The sequence below is a fragment of the Streptococcus sp. SS4 genome (assembly GCF_030440125.1).
In the GTDB taxonomy this organism is placed as follows: Bacteria; Bacillota; Bacilli; order Lactobacillales; family Streptococcaceae; genus Streptococcus.
The window spans coordinates 186,932-208,260 of the sequence record NZ_JAQFJM010000003.1 but is presented as its reverse complement, the minus strand read 5'-3'; the positions used below and the strand labels follow the sequence as shown (position 1 = coordinate 208,260).

At 38.7% G+C, this 21,329-nt stretch carries 20 protein-coding genes; 3 read left to right on the top strand and 17 right to left on the bottom strand.

The window, feature by feature from the left end; all coding sequences use genetic code 11:
• Positions 1-415: 415 nt before the first annotated feature.
• The 3 genes from raiA to PCY16_RS04255 all read right to left on the bottom strand — a co-directional run bounded on the left by raiA (position 416) and on the right by PCY16_RS04255 (position 3,005).
• The gene (gene raiA, locus PCY16_RS04265) at positions 416-964 is read right to left on the bottom strand and encodes a ribosome-associated translation inhibitor RaiA (protein WP_002883786.1); all 549 of its coding nucleotides are present in this window, start codon (positions 962-964) and stop codon (positions 416-418) included.
• A 78-nt stretch (positions 965-1,042) separates the two neighbouring features.
• Positions 1,043-1,705 carry a ComF family protein gene (locus PCY16_RS04260; RefSeq protein ID WP_195413399.1) on the bottom strand — a complete coding sequence of 221 codons (663 nt, stop codon included), beginning with the start codon at positions 1,703-1,705 and terminating at the stop codon, positions 1,043-1,045.
• The gene (locus PCY16_RS04255) at positions 1,686-3,005 is read right to left on the bottom strand and encodes a DEAD/DEAH box helicase (RefSeq protein ID WP_021143584.1); all 1,320 of its coding nucleotides are present in this window, start codon (positions 3,003-3,005) and stop codon (positions 1,686-1,688) included. Before PCY16_RS04255 ends, PCY16_RS04260 begins: the two co-directional genes overlap by 20 nt.
• Positions 3,006-3,059: 54 nt before the next feature.
• Between PCY16_RS04255 and PCY16_RS04250 the strand changes: the two genes are divergently transcribed.
• Both PCY16_RS04250 and cysK read left to right on the top strand, forming a co-directional pair.
• On the top strand, positions 3,060-3,686 hold the full coding sequence (locus PCY16_RS04250; RefSeq protein ID WP_021143583.1) for a YigZ family protein: 627 nt from the start codon (positions 3,060-3,062) through the stop codon (positions 3,684-3,686).
• Between the two features lie 101 nt (positions 3,687-3,787).
• Positions 3,788-4,714: a cysteine synthase A gene (gene cysK, locus PCY16_RS04245; RefSeq protein WP_002883742.1), complete on the top strand. Its 927-nt coding sequence runs from the start codon at positions 3,788-3,790 to the stop codon at positions 4,712-4,714.
• A 148-nt stretch (positions 4,715-4,862) separates the two neighbouring features.
• Here cysK and PCY16_RS04240 read toward each other — a convergent pair whose 3' ends face one another.
• From PCY16_RS04240 to PCY16_RS04190, 11 genes are all read right to left on the bottom strand, one after another.
• Positions 4,863-5,522: a CBS and ACT domain-containing protein gene (locus PCY16_RS04240; RefSeq protein ID WP_002890017.1), complete on the bottom strand. Its 660-nt coding sequence runs from the start codon at positions 5,520-5,522 to the stop codon at positions 4,863-4,865.
• 134 nt (positions 5,523-5,656) lie between these two features.
• Positions 5,657-6,367, bottom strand: a complete 711-nt coding sequence (locus tag PCY16_RS04235; RefSeq protein WP_002883761.1) for an ABC transporter ATP-binding protein — start codon at positions 6,365-6,367, stop codon at positions 5,657-5,659.
• Complete coding sequence (locus PCY16_RS04230) at positions 6,367-7,131, bottom strand: ABC transporter ATP-binding protein (RefSeq protein WP_021143582.1); 765 nt, start codon at positions 7,129-7,131, stop codon at positions 6,367-6,369. The genes PCY16_RS04235 and PCY16_RS04230 overlap by 1 nt, the downstream gene beginning before the upstream one ends.
• A 1-nt stretch (position 7,132) precedes the next feature.
• Positions 7,133-8,083 carry a branched-chain amino acid ABC transporter permease gene (locus PCY16_RS04225; protein ID WP_002883720.1) on the bottom strand — a complete coding sequence of 317 codons (951 nt, stop codon included), beginning with the start codon at positions 8,081-8,083 and terminating at the stop codon, positions 7,133-7,135.
• A gap of 3 nt (positions 8,084-8,086) precedes the next feature.
• A complete protein-coding gene (locus tag PCY16_RS04220) occupies positions 8,087-8,971 on the bottom strand; it encodes a branched-chain amino acid ABC transporter permease (RefSeq protein ID WP_002883743.1) in 885 nt (294 codons plus the stop codon).
• Between the two features lie 43 nt (positions 8,972-9,014).
• The gene (locus tag PCY16_RS04215) at positions 9,015-10,190 is read right to left on the bottom strand and encodes an ABC transporter substrate-binding protein (RefSeq protein WP_002883756.1); all 1,176 of its coding nucleotides are present in this window, start codon (positions 10,188-10,190) and stop codon (positions 9,015-9,017) included.
• 154 nt (positions 10,191-10,344) lie between these two features.
• Entirely contained in the window at positions 10,345-10,626 is a 282-nt protein-coding gene (locus tag PCY16_RS04210; RefSeq protein ID WP_195413398.1) for a YlbG family protein, read from the bottom strand.
• Entirely contained in the window at positions 10,619-11,068 is a 450-nt protein-coding gene (locus tag PCY16_RS04205) for a YlbF family regulator (RefSeq protein ID WP_021143581.1), read from the bottom strand. Before PCY16_RS04205 ends, PCY16_RS04210 begins: the two co-directional genes overlap by 8 nt.
• Positions 11,069-11,153: 85 nt before the next feature.
• A complete protein-coding gene (locus PCY16_RS04200; protein ID WP_002883818.1) occupies positions 11,154-11,744 on the bottom strand; it encodes an ATP-dependent Clp protease proteolytic subunit in 591 nt (196 codons plus the stop codon).
• Positions 11,745-11,917: 173 nt separating this feature from the next.
• Entirely contained in the window at positions 11,918-12,547 is a 630-nt protein-coding gene (upp, locus tag PCY16_RS04195) for a uracil phosphoribosyltransferase (RefSeq protein WP_002883819.1), read from the bottom strand.
• A gap of 89 nt (positions 12,548-12,636) precedes the next feature.
• Positions 12,637-15,552 (bottom strand): glycoside hydrolase family 68 protein, encoded by a 2,916-nt coding sequence (locus PCY16_RS04190; protein ID WP_195413397.1) that lies wholly within the window; start codon positions 15,550-15,552, stop codon positions 12,637-12,639.
• A 277-nt stretch (positions 15,553-15,829) separates the two neighbouring features.
• Here PCY16_RS04190 and PCY16_RS04185 point away from each other — a divergent pair, with 277 nt between their 5' ends.
• A complete protein-coding gene (locus PCY16_RS04185; protein ID WP_229056604.1) occupies positions 15,830-17,434 on the top strand; it encodes a glycoside hydrolase family 32 protein in 1,605 nt (534 codons plus the stop codon).
• Here the strand turns inward: PCY16_RS04185 and PCY16_RS04180 are convergent.
• The 3 genes from PCY16_RS04180 to PCY16_RS04170 form a co-directional block, all read right to left on the bottom strand.
• Positions 17,429-18,907, bottom strand: a complete 1,479-nt coding sequence (locus tag PCY16_RS04180; protein WP_195413395.1) for an IS1182 family transposase — start codon at positions 18,905-18,907, stop codon at positions 17,429-17,431. The two genes, PCY16_RS04185 and PCY16_RS04180, sit on opposite strands and share 6 nt — an antisense overlap.
• A gap of 124 nt (positions 18,908-19,031) precedes the next feature.
• Positions 19,032-20,195, bottom strand: a complete 1,164-nt coding sequence (locus tag PCY16_RS04175) for a MalY/PatB family protein (protein WP_195413394.1) — start codon at positions 20,193-20,195, stop codon at positions 19,032-19,034.
• A gap of 10 nt (positions 20,196-20,205) precedes the next feature.
• On the bottom strand, positions 20,206-21,300 hold the full coding sequence (locus PCY16_RS04170; protein ID WP_002890005.1) for a cystathionine gamma-synthase: 1,095 nt from the start codon (positions 21,298-21,300) through the stop codon (positions 20,206-20,208).
• Positions 21,301-21,329: the final 29 nt, after the last annotated feature.

Below are 21,329 nucleotides of genomic sequence, written 5' to 3'. Positions count from 1 at the left end.
ATCTTTAATAATTGTTCGAGCGTTAACTCATTACCGTCATCTGACGATTTATTCTTGTAAATTGACAGGTTATAATTTCTTCTATCATAACCCTGCACTTGGTTTCTTATTCAGTTCTCAAAGGTCTTTGTCTCTCTTAAGACAACTCCTATATTCTAGCAAATCTAGAATGGCTTGTCAACACTTTTTTGAAGTTTTTTCACTTCTCGTGTCCGCCGCCTCTCTCGAAGCAGCTTATTTATAATATCATCTCTGACTTATCTTGTCAATAACTTTTTTAAAGTTTTGGAACCTTTTCAAGTTTATGGCAAGTCTGTTAAGACAACTTTTATATCTTAACATCCAAATCAATACTTGTCAATAGATTTTTGAAAAAAATAAAGGAAGCACGTTTCTCAACCTACTTCCTTTTTTATTATTTAGCTTCAATCAGACCGTAGTTACCGTCTTCTCGTTTATAGAGAACATTAGTTGTATGATCTTCGCTATCAGTATAGATAAAGAAGTCATGACCCAACAATTCCATTTGAAGGATGGCTTCTTCAACATCCATTGGTTTCAACTCAATGTTTTTAGTTCTTACAACTTCAACAGCTGGTGCTTCTTCAACTTGTTCGTTATTAAAATCAGCTGAGAATACTTCTCCTGTTGGAACTTTTTCACGATGCTTACGTGCAATTTTTGTTTTGTTTTTACGGATTTGTCTTTCAATCTTATCAACCACTAGGTCAATAGAACCATACATATCTTGCGAAACATCTTCTGCTCTTAGTGTTACAGAACCTGTTGGAATAGTAACCTCTACTTTAGCTGTCTTTTCGCGATAAACCTTAAGATTTACACGTGCATTCAATTCTTGGTCTTCGTTGAAGTATTTTTCAACTTTGCTAAGTTTACTTTCAACATAGTCACGAAGTGCTTCAGTTACTTCGATGTTTTCGCCACGGATACTATATTTAATCATAAAAGACCTCTTTCTCGCTTGTTAGCGTTTTCTTTATCTTTATTATATCCTTTTCATGAAAATTTGCAAGGATTTTTATTATCTAGCTAGTGAAAAGGTCAAAACTTCTTTAATACCTATACCTTCTAACAGTTGAACCATCTGATATAAAGTGGAACCCGTTGTATAGATATCATCCACTATAATAATCTTATCTGGTAGATTTATACCTTCCTTGAGACAGAAGGCATTATCTTGACTTAGACGCTCCTCGCGTGTTTTTGAGGATTGCTTCTCAATATCTCTTTTCTCAAAGATATCCCGATAGGGAATTCCCTCTATCAATCCCTCAACTTGGTTGAATCCTCTTTCTGCCAAGCGTTCTTCCGATAATGGGACTGGCACTATGGTATAACCTTTCTTCAAAAATGGTTTTAAGTTGTTTTTAATATCTTGTTGAAATATTTTTCTAAGACAATAGTCTCCCATAAATTTATAGCGACTAAAATACTCTTTCATATTTTCCTCATATCGATAAATAGCAAGGTGCTTAGGAATATAGCCTTTTTTCATCCAAAGTTTACAATCAATACAAGCATCTCCATATAACTCTTTATTACAATTTTGACATCTTTCTTTTGAGAGGTTTTTAAACTGATGTTTACATGATTGGCAAGAGTACTCTTTTCTTTGGTTAAACATAATGAGTTCTCTTAATTTTGGTAGTGATTCAATCCAATCATTACATAGCAGACACTTCATTGTTAAACCCTCCTTTTTTATTCATAACCTTTATCTCTTCTCGACACCGAAGCATTGATTTGGATAGTCCTTCATGAAAGAAATAAAGCTTTCCTGTCGGTCTATCTGGTGATCTTCCAACTCTTCCTCCAATCTGAATAAGACTCGAACTAGTATATAAGTGATGATTTGCCATACAAACAAAAACATCTACTTGTGGAAAGGTTACACCACGTTCGAGGATAGTTGTTGTCACTAAGATAGACAGTTCTTTTTTTCGGAACTTCTCTACGATAGTTGAACGCTTCTCGCTTTTTGAGGAAACAAAGGCCATTTTTTCATCTGGAAGATATTTTTGTAGAATACTTGTAAACTTTTCACCTATCGCTATATTTGGAAAGAAGATTAATAGAGGAAATTTTGATTTACGTTGCTTTTTAATCTGATAAAGAAGAGGTCTTGGAAGCTTGCCTCTTGTCAGAGATTTTTGTAATCTGCCCTGCCAGAAGAATTTAGGAAGTACTAAAGGATTTCCATGGAAACGTCTAGCAAGGTGATGCTTTTCTAAAGTCCCAAGTCGAACTTGCTCTTCTAAAGATAATGTTGAAGTCGCTGTTAAGTAAATAAATCGACCGGTTTCGGTCTTCGCCTGTTCTACAGCATGATTTAACATGACATTTCCTACAAAGGGATATGCGTCTACTTCATCTACAATAACTAAGTCAAAACTCTGGTAAAACTTTAGTAGTTGATGTGTGGTAGCTATTACAAGCGGACTACCATCATATGGTTCACTCTCAGCATGAAGCAGGGAAATACTACAAGTAAAATCCCTTTTCATACGTAGAAATAGTTCTCGACAAACATCAACCCGAGGACTTGCGATAGCTACATGACCTTTATTTTCCAGAACATAGGCAACGATGTTATAAATCATTTCTGTCTTACCAGCACCGGTCACAGCATGTACGAGACTATCTTTCTGTTTTTGATAAGTTCTCAAAAGTTTCTCTGAGACCTTAGCTTGATAGGGAGTCAGTTCTCCAAACCACTTCAAAACAGGAAATTCAATTTCTGATGTTTTGGAAGGAAAATAATAAAGTTCTTTTCCTTCTTGGTTTCTACCAAAGACAATACATGCTCTACAATAATACTGACCTCCCGGTAATTGCCAATCTTCCTCTATCCAACTGTAACATCTTTTACATCTAAGTTGTTTATCGACCTTTATCATACCTTCTAATGTTAAAGCCTCTGGGTGATAGTTCACTGGCAACTGCTCTTTCGTAAATAGTCGTCCATAATATTCTTTAGGTACCATATCTTTCTATTCGAAAATATGTTTGAATTCATCTTTTTATGATAAAATTTTTTTATGGATTACAAAACTATTGCCAACGATGGAATCGTTGAAGAAGAAATAAAAAAATCTCGTTTTATTTGTCACTTGAAACGTATCAGCCGTGAGGAAGAAGGAAGAGAATATATCGCTCAGATTAAGAAACAGCATCACAAGGCCAATCATTCTTGCTCTGCAATAATCGTTGGTGATGATGGCCAAATTAAGCGTTCCAGTGATGATGGTGAACCTTCTGGAACAGCTGGGGTTCCTATGCTTACTGTTCTAGAAAAACAAGGTCTTACTAATGTCGTAGCAGTTGTGACTCGTTATTTTGGAGGAATCAAGCTTGGGGCAGGTGGTCTTATCCGAGCTTACTCTGGTAGCGTTGCTCATGCTATTGAAGAGATTGGCCGAGTTGAAGTCAAGGAATTAACAGGACTAACCGTAGAGTTAACCTACTCTCAATACCAAGTCTTTTCCAACTTCCTTGAAAAAGAAGGACTCCAAGAATTTGATACAACTTTCTTATCAGATGTTTCTACTACTTTATTTGTCGAAGAGTCTGAGATTGAAAGACTCGGTCAGGAACTAACCGAATTCTATCAAGGGAAAGTTACTTATGAAAAATCTGGAAAGAAAATCGTTGAAATTCCTATCTGATAGTCAAACGTTATCACAGTGATAAAGAAGATGTATTTTACAAGTTGGCCCTACCGTCGTATACTTAGAACCATCAATCAAAGATTAAGAGGATTTTAAATATGACAATTTACAACTCAATTACCGAACTTGTTGGAAAAACACCTGTTATTAAACTTAACTCTATTGTTCCAGAAGGATCAGCAGATGTTTACGTTAAACTCGAAGCATTCAACCCTGGTTCTTCAGTAAAAGACCGTATTGCTCTTCGTATGATTGAAGATGCTGAAAAGGCTGGTACGATTAAACCTGGTGATACCATTGTTGAACCAACTTCAGGTAACACTGGTATCGGTCTTGCTTGGGTCGGTGCTGCTAAAGGCTATAAAGTTGTTATCGTAATGCCTGATACAATGAGTGTTGAACGTCGTAAAATCATCCAAGCTTATGGAGCTGAGCTTGTTTTGACTCCTGGTAGCGAAGGAATGAAGGGTGCAATTGCTAAGGCTAAAGAAGTTGCTGCTGAACGCAATGGTTGGGTACCTCTTCAATTTGCTAACCCATCAAACCCAGCTGTTCATGCGGCTACAACTGGCCAAGAAATTCTTGAAGATTTTGGTGCAGAAGGTTTGGATGCTTTTGTTGCTGGTATCGGTACTGGTGGTACTATTTCAGGTGTTTCAAAAACCCTTAAGGCTGCCAATCCAAATATCAAGGTTTATGGTATCGAAGCTGACGAATCTGCTGTCTTGAATGGTGATAAACCAGGACCACACAAAATCCAAGGTATCTCAACTGGTTTCATTCCTGACACATTGGATACAAAATCATATGACAGTGTTGTGCGTATTCCTTCTGATGAAGCTATCGCAACATCACGTACATTGGGTAGCCAAGAAGGTTTCCTAGCTGGTATCTCATCAGGTGCTGCTATTGCTGCTGCCCTAAAGGTTGCCGCTGAGCTTGGCGAAGGCAAAAAAGTCTTGACACTCTTGCCTGACAATGGTGAGCGCTACCTCTCTACAACACTTTACGATTTTCAAGACTAATAAAAAAGAAGCTGGAGCATAATGCTCTAGCCTCTTTTTATTGTATAAAGTTAAGCCTGTAGTTCATCAATTACTAGAAAAAGTAAGGATTTTAATCTCATTTCCACTGAACTGTTCCTACAAACTTTCTGTTTTTTTATCCTTGTTATTAGTCTAACTCTTTTGCTTCTGTTTCTGCAATTTCAGTAACTGTAAATCCTGCTTCTACAAAAACCTTCTTGAGTTGTTCAATCCCAATCTCTCCTTCAACTTGAAGTTCAACACGAAGTACAGTGTCATTTTTAGGGGCAACAATTGTACGTTCGATGTTGAGATTCTCACTAGCAATAAGGTTCGCAATTTTTTCCAAAACACGTGGAGTATCTGTAACTTCCAACCCAATACGAATTCCAGCTTGACCATAACCAGAAATTTCCAAGAAAGCACGAAAGACATCTTTATCTGTGATAATTCCTGAAATTTGGTCATTGTCCACAACTGGAAGGACTCCAACCTTATTTTGAAGCATGATATAGATTGCATCCTCAAGGCTAGCATATTTGGAAACAGTAAGGACATTCTTGATCATGATATCTCCTACTTTTGTCTTATTAAGGAGATAATTCATTTCATAAATTGACAAGCTTGTTGCTTTTGATGGTGAGGCCTCCGCCATTGTACCTTCTGTAACAAGCCCAACAAGTTTATCGTGTTCAATTACTGGCAAACGGCGCAAACCTTTATCACGCATAATATCTGCAGCTGCTGCAACTGTTGTTTCTGGTGAGACATAAACTACACGTTTCGTCATAAAATCTTTTACTGCCATGTTTCATTTTCCTCCGAATGATTTCTTACTTGTATTATACCACACTAATTGAAACCGATTGCAATATTTTACTGAAAAATTAGTATTTTACAATCAGCATAAGACGATAGAAAAACGCCCTCGGGCGCTTTTTCTTATCCTCCAAGATAGGCTTTACGAACTTCATCTGATGCAAGAAGTTCTTCACCAGTACCTGAAAGAACTACTTTACCAGTTTCAAGAACATAACCGCGATCAGCAATTGACAAAGCCTTATTGGCATTTTGTTCAATCAAAAGAACTGTAGTTCCTTGCGCCTTAATATCTTCGATAATATCAAAAATTTCTTGAATAAAGATTGGAGCAAGTCCCATTGAAGGTTCATCCAAAAGCAAAAGTTTTGGACGACTCATAAGGGCACGACCCATTGCAAGCATTTGTTGCTCACCACCAGAAAGTGTCGCTGCATCTTGATTCTTACGTTCTTCTAGACGTGGGAAACGTTGGAAGACTTTTTTCAAGAGAGCTGCGTTCTCTTCTTTATTTGTATGAAGGAAAGCTCCCATTTCAAGATTTTCCATTACGGTTAATCCTGCAAATACATGACGTCCCTCAGGTACTTGAGCCAAACCTTCGGCAACAATCTTACGTGCTGGTGTTTTGTGGATGTCGTTTCCAAGATAAGAAATGGTTCCCTCAGTTGGACGAACAAGACCTGAGATGGTACGAAGAATTGATGTCTTACCTGCACCGTTAGCTCCGATAAGAGTTACGACTTCACCTTCATTAACTTCAAAGCTGACGTTTTTTACAGCTTCGATCGATCCATATTTAATTGAGAGATTTTCAACTTTCAACATTGCCATTATGCTTCACCTCCCAAGTAAGCTTCAATAACGCGTTTGTTATTCTTAATTTCATCAGGTGTTCCTTCGGCAATCAAGCGTCCATATTCCAAAACATAGATACGCTCAGTAACATCCATGACCAAACTCATATCGTGCTCAATCAAGATGATGGTAATTCCGAAGTCTTTTTGAATTTGACGAATATGAGCAGTCAATTCAGCTGTTTCTTGTGGGTTCATACCCGCAGCTGGTTCATCAAGGAAAAGAATTTTTGGTTCTGTTGCAAGTGCACGAACAATCTCCAAATGACGTTGTTGTCCGTAAGCCAAGTTTTTCGCAAGTGTATCTGCCTCACCATCCAAGTTGAAGATAGCCAACAGTTTCATAGCTTTTGCTTTTAACTCTTCTTCACTTGAATAGTACTTAGGCAAACGCAAAAGAGATGCAAAGAAATTTGAAGGTTGCTTATTTGATAAACCAACAAGAACGTTTTCAAGTACAGTCATGTCTTTGAAAAGACGGATATTTTGGAAAGTACGTGACAAACCGAGTGAAGCGATTTTATAAGGTGCTTTACCGTTTAGGACTGTACCATCAAGTATAACAGTCCCTTCACTTGGCTCATAGACACCTGTCAAAAGGTTAAACAAGGTTGTTTTACCAGCGCCATTTGGTCCGATAAGCCCAACCAACTCACCTTCATTGAGTTCCATTGAAACATCACCAACGGCAGTCAAACCACCGAAGTTTTTAGTCAGATTTTTAACTTCAAGAAGTGCCATTTTATTTGCCCTCCTTAGATTTATTGAAGAATTTTGAGAGATAGAGTTCTTTTGTTCCAAGAAGTCCACCTGGACGGAAGAGCATTACAAGAATCAAAGCCAAGGCGTAAATAATCATACGAAGGTTTGAAACATTTTGTAGGAACATGTTGATAATACCAAGAACAACAGCGGCAATGATAGTACCTGTGATTGATCCAAGACCACCAAGAACGGCAATGATAAGGTAATCAATTGATTTCATGATGGTGAAGTCTTTCGGCACGACTGTACCGATGTAGCTGACATAAAGTGAACCAGCAATCGCTGAAATCATGGCACCAATAACAAAGATAAGAACCTTCATTTTTGTGACATTAACACCCATTGACTCAGCAGCAATTTCATCTTCACGAAGAGTGATTGCTTGACGTCCAGTTGCTGAACGTAAGAAATTAAGCACCAAAATGGTAATGATTACCACAAAGAAATAAATTACAGGCCAACTAGTATAGGGAAGGATACCTGTCAAACCAGCGGCACCATTGGTCAATTCACCACCATTAACGATAATGATACGGATGATTTCAGCCATACCAAGAGTTGCAATGGCAAGGTAGTCACCTTTCAAACGAAGGGTAGGTAGACCAAAGATAAGGGCAACAATAGCTGCGATGATGACACCGACAACCATTGAGAGGTAGAAACCGTCATATGTTGGCATCATACCAGTGATGATAGCTGATGAATAGGCACCAATTGCCATGAAACCAGCTTGACCAAGTGTAAATTGCCCTGAGAAACCAAGAACCAAGTTAGTACCAAGTCCCATAAGGATTGAGATTCCAATCCCCATTAAGATTTGGATGTAGTAAAGGTTCATGATACCTGAAAGTTCAAGACCTTTCAAGATAAGGAAGAGCCCAATGATAAGACCAAACCAAATAAGGTTTACTTTTAGATTTTTCTTCATGTCTTACACCTTCTCTTTCACATTTTTACCGAGGATACCCGCTGGGCGAACCAAAAGGATAACGATCAAGACACCATAAACGATGGCATCACGGTAACTTGACAAACCAATTGCAGTTGATAATGTCTCCAAAATACCGATAACAAATCCACCAAGTGCTGCACCAGGGATAATACCGATACCACCAAGAACGGCAGCAACAAAGGCTTTAATACCTGGTGTCATACCCATAAGAGGTTCGATAGAGTTATAGTAAAGACCAATAAGGACACCCGCTGCCCCTGCTAGTGATGATCCAAGAGCAAAAGTGAAGCTGATAGTATTATTAACATTAATACCCATCAATTCAGCTGCATCACTGTCTACAGATACGGCACGCATAGCTTTACCCATCTTAGTCTTTTTAACAATCAATTGAAGAGCAACCATAAGGACAAGGGCAACTACCAAGATAAGCAATTGCACATTTGTTACAGAGATTGATCCAAGATGATAAGTCTTAATTGCAATCTTTTGAGGGAATGAACGTGTATCTGCACCTACAAAGAGAACCATGATGTACTCAAGGAAGAATGAGACACCAATAGCCGTAATCAAGGCAGAAATACGTGTCGAATTACGGAGTGGGCGATAAGCCAAGAACTCAATGACAACCCCTAAAATCGCACAGACAAGCATAGCAAAGACAAGGGCAACCCAGAAATTCATTCCGAGGCTATTAATCGCATAGTAACCAACGAAGGCACCCATCATATAGATGTCTCCATGAGCAAAGTTAATCAATTTGATAATCCCATAAACCATGGTATATCCAAGGGCAAGTAGGGCATAGATACTACCCAAGATGATACCATTGACTAGTTGTTGGGGAAGTTGTTCAAAAAACATATATAACCAAACTTTCTAGTTCATTTTTAGTATAGATAACAGATTATTTTTCAATTTCAACGGCTTCCGCTGAAACTTCTTCACCATTATCTCTTTTAACCATAAGAGCTGCTTTAATAGGGTTATGATCCTTATCAATCGTCATTTTACCTGTAACCCCGACAAAGTTTTTCAAATGTGCTAAGTTATCGGCAATATCAACTGATGTTTTCGCACCTTTTGATGCTTCTGCAATCATATAAACAGAATCGTAAGCTAGAGCAGCAAACATATTTGGGTCAGTGTTATAAGCTTTCTTATATGCTTTAATGAAACCTGATGCCTTGTCAGAAAGAGCAACATTTGTTGAATATCCTGATACATAGTAGACGTTTGACGCATTCTTTTTACCTGCAAGCTCAGTAAATTTCGCATCACTAAATCCGTCAGGTCCAAGGATTGGTTTATCAATTCCAAGGTCACGTGCTTGTTTAGTGATAATACCAGTCTCAGTATAGTAACCTGGCATTACAATAGCATCATAATCAAGGTCTTTAAATTTTGTCAAGGCTGACTGATAGTCCTTGTCCCCTGAAGCAAAGGTAGCTTCAGTAACGATTTGACCTTTATATTCACGCTTGAATTCATCCGCAATACCTTTGGCATAATCTGAAGCATTATCATAGTAGAGAACTACTTTCTTAGCATTCAAATTATTGTAAGAATAAGCTGCCAAAACTTTACCTTGGTAACTATCCTTGAAGGTTGTACGGAAAACGAATTTCTTCGTACCATTAGCATCTACCGTAAGGTCATCCTGCGTACCTGAAGGTGTCAGCAAAGGAACCCCTGTTTTTTGTGATACGAGGCTAGCCGCAGCAACAGCACCTGATGTCGCTGGACCAACGATAGCATTTACATTACTCTGAATAGCCAAGTTCGTTGAAGATGTTGAAGCTTCAGCATTTTCAGATTTATTATCTTTTGTGACAAGCTCAAGCTTTTTGCCATCGACGCCACCAGCTTTGTTAATTTCGTCAACAGCCAACTTAATACCATTCTGCTCCGCCTTACCATAGGCTGCAACGGCACCTGTCAACTCCATGTTAACACCAATTTTGATGGTATCGCCAATCTTAGTACCATTGGCATTAGCAGTCACATCTGGTGACTTGCCACAGGCAACCAAGAAAATGGAAGCAAAAAAGGCTAACACAATAAGTGTGATCTTTTTAGACATAAGATTTCTCCTTAATATTTTCTTAAAAAAGTCCACCTTATAGCTTACAGAATTATCAGACAATTGTCAACTACACATAACTAAGCTTTAGCGGCAGTAATCGTTTCCATTACTTTAAGAATAACTCTTTAAAAAGAAAAAAACTTTTCTCTTATTAAAGAGAAAAGTTCTTAAACGGTTCAGGGACTGAGGTGTCGAAACGTTCCAGACTACCTACAAAGTCCATATCAATATCAGAATAGTAAGAAGGCAGAACTTTTTTCACTGCTTTCATTCCATCGAGCTCTTTCAAAATATCCTCGACCTTGTCCTCATCTACATAAAGGTGCACATAACGCATCTTATAAGAATGGTAGACAACATCCCCAAACTTGGCAATTTTACGTAAGTCTCTATTGTAGTATAAATAAACAATAATGCCTTGACGCTTAATCATGACTCATCTTCTCCTTTATGTTAGTGTCTCCCTTTTTATGATGTGGTTTATGAGGGGCAAGAGGTAGCCCAGTATCAATAAAAATCTGGTCTGAAACAGCTTGGGCAATCTCCTCACCAAGATTGGCTAAAATAGTCTGTAAATCGAACTCTGCCCGACGATAGCCAATAACCACCTCGTTTAAATCAATTTGGCGCTTCATTCGCAAAACCTGACGTTTCAACTCTCTCACATCTGGTCTAAAAGCCTCATACGCCTTAGCAGCATCATAGCTATCTTTTAATTCTTGAAATGCAAAGAGTTGCTCTTGAAGTTCTCTGTCATTTTCGAATTTCTGGCGTTTTAAACGGTAATTCTCTATCTCAGGTAGCTTTATAAAACACGAAACAAGACACTCTATAGCTTGATCAATCGCAAGCAACTCCTCATTGATTATTAACATGTTTTCTATTATAACACAAAAAGCCAGATGAAACGGTCCTTATACAACCGATTTGCATCTGACTTTTGTTTAAGACAAGCTCAATTTATTTTAATTGGTTATTAGCCATGATTTCATCGATGAAACCATATTCAAGCGTTTCTTGAGCACTCATCCAATTGTCACGTTCAGCGTCTACATGAACCTTTTCAATTGGTTGTCCAGAATTATCTGCTAAGATTTGCTCCAAGTTATTACGTGTCTTGAGCAAGTGTTCAGCTGCGATAGCCATGTCTGTTTGTTGCGTACCGCCACCAGTACCACCCATTGGTTGGTGAATCATGTACTCTGCATTTGGCAACATGAAACGTTTACCTTTGGTACCGCTTGAAGCGATAATTGTTCCCATAGATGCTGCCATCCCCATAACGATAGTCTGAACATCAGACTTGATGAAGTTCATTGTATCAACAATGGCAAGACCTGCCGAAACGGATCCACCTGGTGTATTAACATAAAGATAGATATCTTTTGTATTGTCTTGAGCATCCAAGAACAAGAGTTGGGCGATAATTGAGTTTGCCATATTATCTTCAACAGGACCTGTTAACATGATGATACGATCCTTGAGCAAACGCGAGTAAATATCATAAGAACGCTCACCGCGTGATGTTTGTTCAATTACTACAGGAATCATATGAATCCTCCTTTTAATATTGTCTTGATGCTATTATATGATTTTAGTCAAATTAGGTCAAATAAAAAACATCATTCTTAGCACTCTTTCTAAAAGAGTGCTAAACTCTTCTATAACAATTTCACTTAAAACTTATTAATCTAGTAAAAAAAGGGAAATTTTCCCTTTTCAACTTATTTTGTACCAAAGAGACGGTCACCTGCATCTCCAAGACCTGGAACAATATAACCGTTTTCATTAAGTTTCTCATCCAATGATGCTGTGTAGATATCAATATCTGGGTGAGCATCTTGCAATTTTTTGACACCTTCTGGTGCTGCAACCAAGCAAACAAACTTGATATTAGCTGCACCACGTTTTTTAAGTGAGTCTACTGCCAAGATTGCTGAACCACCAGTCGCAAGCATTGGATCTACTACAAAGATCTGACGTTGATCAATGTCTTCTGGTAATTTAACTAAGTACTCAACTGGCTCAAGAGTTTCCTCGTCACGATACATACCAATATGACCAACTTTAGCTGCTGGTACAAGGCTAAGGAAACCATCGACCATACCAATACCCGCACGAAGAATTGGAACAATCGCCAATTTCTTACCAGAAAGTTGTTTTTGTACAGTTTTAGTAATTGGTGTTTGAATTTCAACCTCTTCGAGAGGAAGGTCACGAGACACTTCGTAACCCATGAGCATAGCAATTTCATTAACTAGCTCACGGAAGTCCTTAGTAGAAGTATCCTCACGACGGAGGATTGAAAGTTTATGTTGAATCAGTGGATGTGAAATAACTTGAAATTTACCCATAATAGTTTCTTCCTTTGCTTTATATTCACTCCATTATATCAAAAAGGCAAAAAAAACGCTTGCTTTACTGCAAACGTTTTTGAAAAGGATTATTTTTTAGGCAAATGAATCTTTCCTGTGACCAAACCATAGCCAAGAAGAGCTAGACTTGCAATTGCTGCAAAGATAGTCGCCAAGATTGAAAGAATGTTGCTCTTTGAACCTTCTGAATCACTTGGTGTCTTAGGAGTCGTAGCAAGTTTGGCAGCAACTTTAGTATTGTTGTCTTTACTTGACTCATCAGACTTAGTTACTTCATCAGCTTTAGCGACTCCGTGAGACTGAACTTCCTCTTCAGACTTAGCTGGTTTTGGAGCTTCTGTTTCAGTGACAGACTCTTCTTTAACAGGAGTCGTTGAAACAGTTGGTCCAGTTGCTACAATAGCCTCTGGTACTGGTGACGCAATCTCTGTAGCTTGAGCTACTGGACGACGGTCACCCACAGAACTCTCTGTTGAAGGTTTCGCAGGAACCTCTACATGATGATCATCTGATGAATTATTATCATTAGATGGGCGGTCTGTGAAATAAGGGAACGGATTACGAACTGGAGAATCTGGATTCGTCGGCGTTGCTGGTTTATCTTCTTTATTAGTTGATGGTTGATTATTGTCTGCTGGTTTAGAAGGTGTATCTGGTTTGTTAGACTTATCATCAACAGAATGATTACCTTCTGTTGGATTTACTGGTGTTTCTGATTTATCTGATTTCTTGTCTTCACCATCTTTAACAGTTACAGTTAAGACACCGCGAGCTTCAGAAACGCCCGGTGAACCATCAACTGTAGGATAAGTATGTGGTTTAAGACCATAATCTGACACTGCATAATAATCTACGTTATAGTCCTCATTTGGCAATTTAGCACTGTTTTGATCGGCCACGTGTACCAAGCTTTCACTAGATTTATCCCAAATCCAGTCCCCTTGGTTGGTCATCTTAGGAAGAACTTCTGTAGTATCATCTGCATTCATCTTGATGAGGAAGCTTGGAGCCCATGTTGATTTATTCTCAGCACCAGCAATACCACCGCGGTTAGTCATGTAAGAAGTAACCAAGAGAGTATCTGATGATCCTTCAACAGGAACCGCATAGTAAGAATAGGTAGATGTACGCCAGTCAGCTGGAACAGAGGCTGTCAAGACCACACCTGAGCCGTTAAGTGGACGGTATTTCCCACGGAGGCTGTCTGATACGAATCCAAGCATGACAACGTCATCACCGACAGCTTCACGCGCTGCTACAGTACCTTCAGCATCCGTAGATTTGTTGATACGTGAAGCAGTGAAGAGGTAATACTTGCCACCCATCTTAACAACACTTGGACGTTCTACTTCATCAGTAACCATGTGGCTAGTGACAAGCGGTGTGTAAAGTTCAGCTACAGATGGATTTTTCTCATTATCATCAAGTTTCAAGATACCGATAGAACCATTTGCCCATGATGCAAGGTTGTAAAGGTGTTTATTATTAACAATATTGAGGAATGACTTAAGGTTAAAGGCGTCATCTCCTCCATAGTTTGACCATTTGTAAATTTGTTTTTCGCCTTGGTAGTTTTCGTCACCTGTATTTGATTCAAAAATAAGGTAACGGCTACCGTTATCTTCAATGATGTGTGGGTCACGAAGACAGTAGTTATCCGTACGGTCTGGATTACCATCATGGTTATGGTCATCATCAAAAGTACTCATAAATTTAGGATAGCTTTGATAGTGATAATTATCTCCACCAAAGAGAATGTGGTCATTTTCAACTGACTTGATAACAACTTCGTCGTTTTCAACAGCCAAGTTAAGTGTAGCACTAGCCAATTGTTGCCAGTTTAATTTACCACCACTAGTATCATTCTTAGTGTAATAAAGTTGGATACTACCATCAGAGTTAACAGTCGCTGAACCTGACCATTGTTGGTCATCTTCAAGGGCATTGTAACCAAAGATTGGACCCGCATTTTTCCAATGAGTAAAGTCATTATCCCCATATTTTCTATAGAGCAAGTAAATGTGGTTTGAATTTTTATTTGGTGCACCGGCCATTGAAATAACCAACTGGTAACCATTCCAGTTGCTAACTACACCTGACTTAGCATCTTGGACTGGCCAAGAATCCCAAACGTCGATTTCTTCTTTTTTCATCGTTTGGGCATCAACAGTGTTGAAAGCAGGCATATTGATGATTGTATCTGCTTTAAAGTAAGGAACTGCCAATTTGCTGTCTTGCTTCAAGAAGCTAGCAACGATATCTTTCAAGTTACGGTAAGTCAAGCTAGTACCTGTACCCTTGATTGCATCATCACTAAAGTCAACTTTATTAAGTGCTTTAATTTCTTCCTCAGTCAAGGCAACGATTTGATCTGAGGTCATATTATCTTCAACAATAGACTTGATACGACCATTAAGTTTGCTAAGGTTTGCATTAGCAGCGCTGTTTTCAGTAGGTTTAAGGGCTACTTCAGTGTGTGTATCAGCTGTTTCTGAGCTTGCTGTTGAAGTTGGTGCTTCTACTGCAGCCTCTGATGTATGAGCTGGAGCAGAAACCGCAGCAACTGTTGATGAAGGTGTTGTTGCATCTGATGAAGATGTCACTACTGTGCTAGACGCCTTTTCTTCGACTACTGATGGAGTTGTGTTGCTTGGTTGTGTCTCTGTAACTGGTGTAGTTGCAACCTCTGAATGTGCAACTGAAGATTCAACTGCTTCTGAAGTTGCCACACTTGTTGCTGTTTCACTGGCTACCGTTAGAGATGCTGTGCTTGTTTCTGGTGTTGCTGTCGCAGTAGCTACCGCTGGTGCTGTTTCTGTAACTTGATCAGCTTTTACCTGAGTGGCACCCAAAAATGCCAAGGTACCAACGAGCGCTGATGTTGCCCCTACTGTGGCAACCTTACGGATGCTATAACGCATCTTTTTGCACTCTGCTTGCTTTGGTGCTACTGTATTTGACTGTGAATTAACTGTACTATCCATATTAAACTCTCCTTTTAGGTTTTCACATGTTTTATTCTATCATTTTTTAATCTAAATTCCAATCTTTTTTTAATGACAAATTTATATTTTTTGTAAAAAACTATTTTTTTGTTAAAATAATAACTACAAAATAAGTAATTTTATCAGGAAATATCACTATATGGAATCAAAATATTCACCTCTAATTTTAGCTCTCGTTTTTTTAATTTTATTTTTTGTTTTTATAATAAAAAATGAGAACGCTAACAATCCTTCCCAAAAAACAAATAAGGTTTCTATGAGTCAAACCTTTCATCTAGCATCTCATAAAGGATGGTCTAACGACCTACAGACTATCGTGTGGAATCAAGAAAAAAATTACTATGATATCTATTTTCTACACTCTGTGGATGGGGCTACTGATCCTTTTGGACCCAACGGTCAAGATTGGACACATACAACGACTAAAGATTTTATCACCTATAGTAAACAAGAGACTGCTATACCAGCAAAGGGTGGTGACTCTAAAGAAGGATGGCATTCTGCTTGGACAGGGAGTGTAGTCACAGATAGTCAGGGGATTTCTGGTATCCAAAACGAAGAACCTGTCGCCTATTTTACTGGACTCATGGATGATGGAAGCCAGGCAATCTATGCTAGTGAGTCAAACGACAAGGGAGCTAGCTTTACTAAAGCTTTAAAAGATGGTAAACCTTTATTGACAAAGGAACACTCCTATAACGGTAAAGATTTCCGCGATCCTTATGTCTTCCACTTCAAAGACAAATTACTCATGTATGTCGCTGAAGGTGACGCCTTAGGTGTTTATCAATCTCAAGATGGTATCAACTGGACCAAAGCAGATAGCAAGGGAGACTCCAAAATCCTACCCGAAACATTTTTTAAGGGGCGTAACTGGCAGGACAACGCTCCTATCGAGTGTCCCATTCTCAAAACAATGACAACAACTGACGGTCAGGAAAAGCAAGTTCTCTTTTTTGGAGCTAAGGATACAGCTTCAGGCGAAACAACTGGAACCTACTATACTGTAGGGCATTTAGATGGTAACGGCTTATTTATTGTAGATACAGAAACAAAACGCTTAGATCAAGGCTCAGACTATTATGGCGCTAACTTCACTGGAAGCGATCGAATTGAAGAAAGCAACCATAACCTTATCAGTCTTGGCTGGGTTGGTAATTGGAACTACTTCACGTCAGGCATTCACAGTGACCAAGAGGCCAAGAGTGATTTTCTAAAAACTATCGGATTTTACGCTACACCCAGAAAGCTACAACTGGATAAAGACGGTATTATTCAGTCTGCTCCCCTCTATAAAAATGAACAATTAACCCTCAAAAATCAAAACGGCAACATTTCGAGTCAAAGACCACTCACCAGTGACAATAGAAAACCTTGGATTGATAAAAGTCACAATCAAAATGCTAATGGCCTTCTTGACCTTGCTGGAAAAAATAGTTCAGGGTATTACCAACTGCATTTTTCAAATATTAAGAAAGAAGGAGGCTATATCTACATTGATATCTGGCAAGGCTCTGATTACGTTAAAATCGCCTATCAAATAACAAGTGGTACCTATCAGGTCTCTACCTATGCTGCTGAACTGAACAACAGCATGGATGGTAGTCAAACTGCCTCTTCTTACTATTACGATGGTCTCTTGGGTAACGTTCAAGGTTATCAAGCTGACAGTCACTATAAGGAAACTGATAATATCACTATAACGCTTATTACAGACAATCGTAGCTTGGAAATTTTCTTCCCCAATGGCCAAACCTACACTCTAGCCAGATTTAATACCTCTGGCAAGCAGGATGTCAAGGTCTTCTCCACTCAGGAAGATCTTCTACTCAACTTGAAAATCTACGATGTACACTCATAACAATAATAAAAGTGATGCTGTTTGCATCACTTCAGAATGAAGACAAACATCGTTCTTGATGTTTGTCTTTTTTATATTCTTACCTAATTCTCCTATAATCCAATAATATTGAGATATTTGGGTAAAATAAGAGGTCTTTCCTGTCATCATTTTTACTAATTTTTTGATATTTAGGCACGCTAAAGTAAGCCCAACCTTAGCTTCCATTTTGGACTTTCCTTTTTCTCTGGTATAACGTAAGTTGTGGTATTCTTTAGCTGTTCCGAATAACCGTTCTATCGTTTCTTTCCGGTGTTGGTACAGTTCCTTCATCCCACTTTGATGGCGAATATCTTCACAGACTTCTAGGGCATCTTTCCAAATATGACGCACAATAATTTTTTGGTGCTGGCGACTTTCTGTACAAATGGCTAACAAGGGACAGGTCTTACAAATTTTAGGATTACTTTTATACTCTCGATAACCTTCACATGTCGTTGTACGATAAGTTAATATCTGGTTCTCTGGACAAAGATAGCAGTCAAAATGTTCGTCATAGACAAAGTCTTTTGGACGTAAAAAATCTTTCTTACCTCTTGGTCTAGTGTAAGGGAAAACTGGTGTCATCCCTTTTTCTAGAAGAAACTTGGCAATACTAGGTGTTTTATAGCCTGAATCCGCAATAATGAATTCAGGTGAGAAGGGTTCTAGCTTAGCAAAAAGAGCAGGGAAGGCCTGACTATCATGGATGTTACCTGCTTCAACTGTATAAGCCAAGGCCCAACCATGTTTATCACAAGCTACCTGAGCATTATAAGCGAAGACTTCCTTGTGCTCTCCCTTGTGAAACCAACCACTGTCTGGATCTGTCGTTGATTGTTTCTTAGGTTTAGCCTCGCCTTTTTTGGCGGGCTTTAAGAACTTTTTTGCATGCTTTCTCCTGTCTAAATTAATCTCAATCTCCAGTTGTTCACTCATGAATTTAGCTTTTTGATCAATAACAACATTTTTGTACTTATGATTATTAGCAGCTGCCTTGATATGGGTCCCATCAATGAAGATTTCTGAGGGATCAATGAGCCCTGCTTCCAAAACATGATGAAGCACATGACTAAAAATGTGTGCTAACACTTCCTTATTTTCAAAGCGTCGGCTAGAGTTCTTACCGTAAGTTGTAAAATGTGGTACCTTATCGTCCAGAGATAAGCCAAGAAACCAACGGTAAGCTGTATTCACCTCAATATCCTTGATGGTTTGGCGCATAGAACGAATGCCATAAAAACATTGAATCAACGGAATCTTAACTAATAAAACAGGGTCTAGACTAGGACGACCATTATCGGAGGAATAACTATCCTCGACAAGATCATAAATAAAAGAAAAATCAATCGTTTCCTCAACTTTTCTTAGAAAATGGTCTTTAGGGACAAGTTCATCAAGCGTATAGAATCCTACTTGACGTCGATTGTACTCAGGGTTTTCTTTGTGAAACATAGGAACACCTCATCAAATACCTTTTTCTTTTATTATACTCCTTCAAAGCAAGAAAAATCCCCAGAAGTATAACTTCTGAGGACTTTGTCTTCAATCTGAAGTGATGCTGTTTGCATCACTTTTATTATTTTCCAAAGACAGAAACGAGACGTTTAACCCCTTCTGCAACAACTGTAGTTGGCGTAGCTACGTTAAAGCGGAAATGCTTTTCTCCTTCGGAACCAAAAGTAATACCGTCATTTAGCACTACCTTGGCTTCTTCTTTAAGCAAACGTCCAAGTTCATTATGGTCTTGATCATAAGCTGAAAAATCAAGCCAAACCAAGTAAGTTCCCTCAGGTTTCATGACTTTGATATCAGTCTTTTCACTAAGTTCCTTGGTTAAAAGGTCAATATTAGTTTCAAAGACAGTCTTCAATTCCTCTAACCAAGGTTGCCCATAGGTCAGAGCTGCTTGGGTGGTAATCAAACCAATGGTTGGAATTTCATGTTGATTATTTGCCAATTGCTTTTGTTTAAAGGCTTTACGTAAGTCCTCATTTTCAATGATAGTAAAACTGTTTTTGGTACCAGCAATATTAAAGGTTTTAGTAGCCGAACTAAGCACCAAGGTAAAGTCCTTGTAAGCATCTGAAATGGTATTCATAGAGATGTGCTTATTCCCATATAGGGCTAAGTCTTGGTGGATCTCATCAGATACCAAGAGGACACCATATTTCTGACACAAATCTGCCACCTTAGTCAATTCCTCTTTGGTCCAGACACGCCCACCTGGGTTATGTGGGCTACAGAAAACATAAAGTTTAACATCATTCTCGACGATATCACGTTCCAATTGTTCAAAATCAATTTCGAAATGCCCATTAACCTTAACAAGACTATTTTCAATCAACCGACGATTATTCAAACGGACAGAACGAGCAAAAGGCGGATAAACTGGTGTGTTGATGAGAACAGCATCACCTTCTTTGGTAAAGGCTTGAATAGCCGTTGAAATGGCTGGAACAACACCTTCAATGAGAACAATACTCTCTTTATCAACGACGTAACCGTGTTGGTTTTTTTCCCAATTAATGATGGACTGATAAAGCTCTTCACTTGGATAAGGATAACCAAAAATATGTGTCTCAGCATAGTTGATAACTGCATCCCTAATCTCAGGAACAGGTAGGAAGTCCATATCGGCAACCCAAAGCTCAAGTAGTTCTGGATTGCTTTCGGCTTCGTGCCATTTCATGGTATTTTGATCCAAGCGATTTGGTTGTGTTGTAAAATCATAACGTGTCATAGATAACTCCTTAAAGACTAAGGGCATTTTCCAAGTCAGCAATCAAATCTTGTGCTGCTTCAATACCAATTGAAAGACGAAGCAAGTCGTCTGTCAAACCATAGGAAGCACGCACATCACCTGGAATATCTGCGTGGGTTTGTGTCGTTGGGTAGGTAATCAAGCTTTCAACACCACCTAGGCTCTCCGCAAAGGTAAAGACCTTTAGGGAATTGATAATGGTTGGAATCTTGTCTTGATTAGCCACTTTGAAGGAAATCATACCACCCTTGCCTGGATAGAGAACTTCCTTAACAGCTGGTGACTTTTCTAAGAAAGCTACAACTTCTTGAGCATTGGCTGTCGATGCCTCCATACGAAGTTTTAAGGTCTTAAGACCACGCATAAGCATATAGCTATCAAATGGTGACAAGGTAGGACCAGTCGTATTGAGGTTATAATAAAGTTTATCGTAGAATTCTTGGTTACTAGTCACAACAACACCAGCCAAAACATCATTATGCCCTGATAGGTATTTAGTAGCTGAATGTACAACGATATCAGCACCTTGAGTAATCGGGGTTTGATAGATTGGGCTATAGAAAGTATTATCAACAATAACCACCGCACCCTTGTCATGAGCAATTTTGGCCACTTTTTCAATATCAAACTCAATCATAAGTGGGTTTGTCGGTGTTTCGATGTAGACAATATCGGTATCTTCTGTGATAGCCGCAATCATCTCATCTTCTGTATTTGTGTATTCAAAAAAGAAACGCCCTTCTTTTTCCTTGTCATTAAACCAACGGAAAGAACCTCCGTAAAGGTCACGCGCAGCTACAACCTTGCTACCTACTGGGAAAATTTCAAAGGCCAAAACAATGGCGCTCATCCCTGAACTTGTCGCAATAGCATAATCTGCTTTTTCAATAGCTGCAAGTGTTTTTTCCACTGTTGCGCGTGTTGGATTTTTAGTTCGTGTATAGTCAAAACCAGTAGAATGGCCAAATTCTGGATGTTGGTAAGTTGTTGAAAAATGAATTGGTGAAGCCAAGGCTCCTGTTGCTTCATCCGAATTGATTCCTGCGTGTGCCAAAATGGTTTCTAATTGATATTCTTGTGTCATAATGCGCCCTTTCTACATGGTAAAGTGGA

What these genes read in the sequence shown, in the direction of transcription:
- raiA (WP_002883786.1), bottom strand. Translation starts at nt 964, where the DNA reads ATGATTAAATATAGTATCCGTGGCGAAAACATCGAAGTAACTGAAGCA.
- PCY16_RS04260 (WP_195413399.1), bottom strand. Translation starts at nt 1,705, where the DNA reads ATGAAGTGTCTGCTATGTAATGATTGGATTGAATCACTACCAAAATTA.
- PCY16_RS04255 (WP_021143584.1), bottom strand. Translation starts at nt 3,005, where the DNA reads ATGGTACCTAAAGAATATTATGGACGACTATTTACGAAAGAGCAGTTG.
- PCY16_RS04250 (WP_021143583.1), top strand. Translation starts at nt 3,060, where the DNA reads ATGGATTACAAAACTATTGCCAACGATGGAATCGTTGAAGAAGAAATA.
- cysK (WP_002883742.1), top strand. Translation starts at nt 3,788, where the DNA reads ATGACAATTTACAACTCAATTACCGAACTTGTTGGAAAAACACCTGTT.
- PCY16_RS04240 (WP_002890017.1), bottom strand. Translation starts at nt 5,522, where the DNA reads ATGGCAGTAAAAGATTTTATGACGAAACGTGTAGTTTATGTCTCACCA.
- PCY16_RS04235 (WP_002883761.1), bottom strand. Translation starts at nt 6,367, where the DNA reads ATGGCAATGTTGAAAGTTGAAAATCTCTCAATTAAATATGGATCGATC.
- PCY16_RS04230 (WP_021143582.1), bottom strand. Translation starts at nt 7,131, where the DNA reads ATGGCACTTCTTGAAGTTAAAAATCTGACTAAAAACTTCGGTGGTTTG.
- PCY16_RS04225 (WP_002883720.1), bottom strand. Translation starts at nt 8,083, where the DNA reads ATGAAGAAAAATCTAAAAGTAAACCTTATTTGGTTTGGTCTTATCATT.
- PCY16_RS04220 (WP_002883743.1), bottom strand. Translation starts at nt 8,971, where the DNA reads ATGTTTTTTGAACAACTTCCCCAACAACTAGTCAATGGTATCATCTTG.
- PCY16_RS04215 (WP_002883756.1), bottom strand. Translation starts at nt 10,190, where the DNA reads ATGTCTAAAAAGATCACACTTATTGTGTTAGCCTTTTTTGCTTCCATT.
- PCY16_RS04210 (WP_195413398.1), bottom strand. Translation starts at nt 10,626, where the DNA reads ATGATTAAGCGTCAAGGCATTATTGTTTATTTATACTACAATAGAGAC.
- PCY16_RS04205 (WP_021143581.1), bottom strand. Translation starts at nt 11,068, where the DNA reads ATGTTAATAATCAATGAGGAGTTGCTTGCGATTGATCAAGCTATAGAG.
- PCY16_RS04200 (WP_002883818.1), bottom strand. Translation starts at nt 11,744, where the DNA reads ATGATTCCTGTAGTAATTGAACAAACATCACGCGGTGAGCGTTCTTAT.
- upp (WP_002883819.1), bottom strand. Translation starts at nt 12,547, where the DNA reads ATGGGTAAATTTCAAGTTATTTCACATCCACTGATTCAACATAAACTT.
- PCY16_RS04190 (WP_195413397.1), bottom strand. Translation starts at nt 15,552, where the DNA reads ATGGATAGTACAGTTAATTCACAGTCAAATACAGTAGCACCAAAGCAA.
- PCY16_RS04185 (WP_229056604.1), top strand. Translation starts at nt 15,830, where the DNA reads ATGAGTCAAACCTTTCATCTAGCATCTCATAAAGGATGGTCTAACGAC.
- PCY16_RS04180 (WP_195413395.1), bottom strand. Translation starts at nt 18,907, where the DNA reads ATGTTTCACAAAGAAAACCCTGAGTACAATCGACGTCAAGTAGGATTC.
- PCY16_RS04175 (WP_195413394.1), bottom strand. Translation starts at nt 20,195, where the DNA reads ATGACACGTTATGATTTTACAACACAACCAAATCGCTTGGATCAAAAT.
- PCY16_RS04170 (WP_002890005.1), bottom strand. Translation starts at nt 21,300, where the DNA reads ATGACACAAGAATATCAATTAGAAACCATTTTGGCACACGCAGGAATC.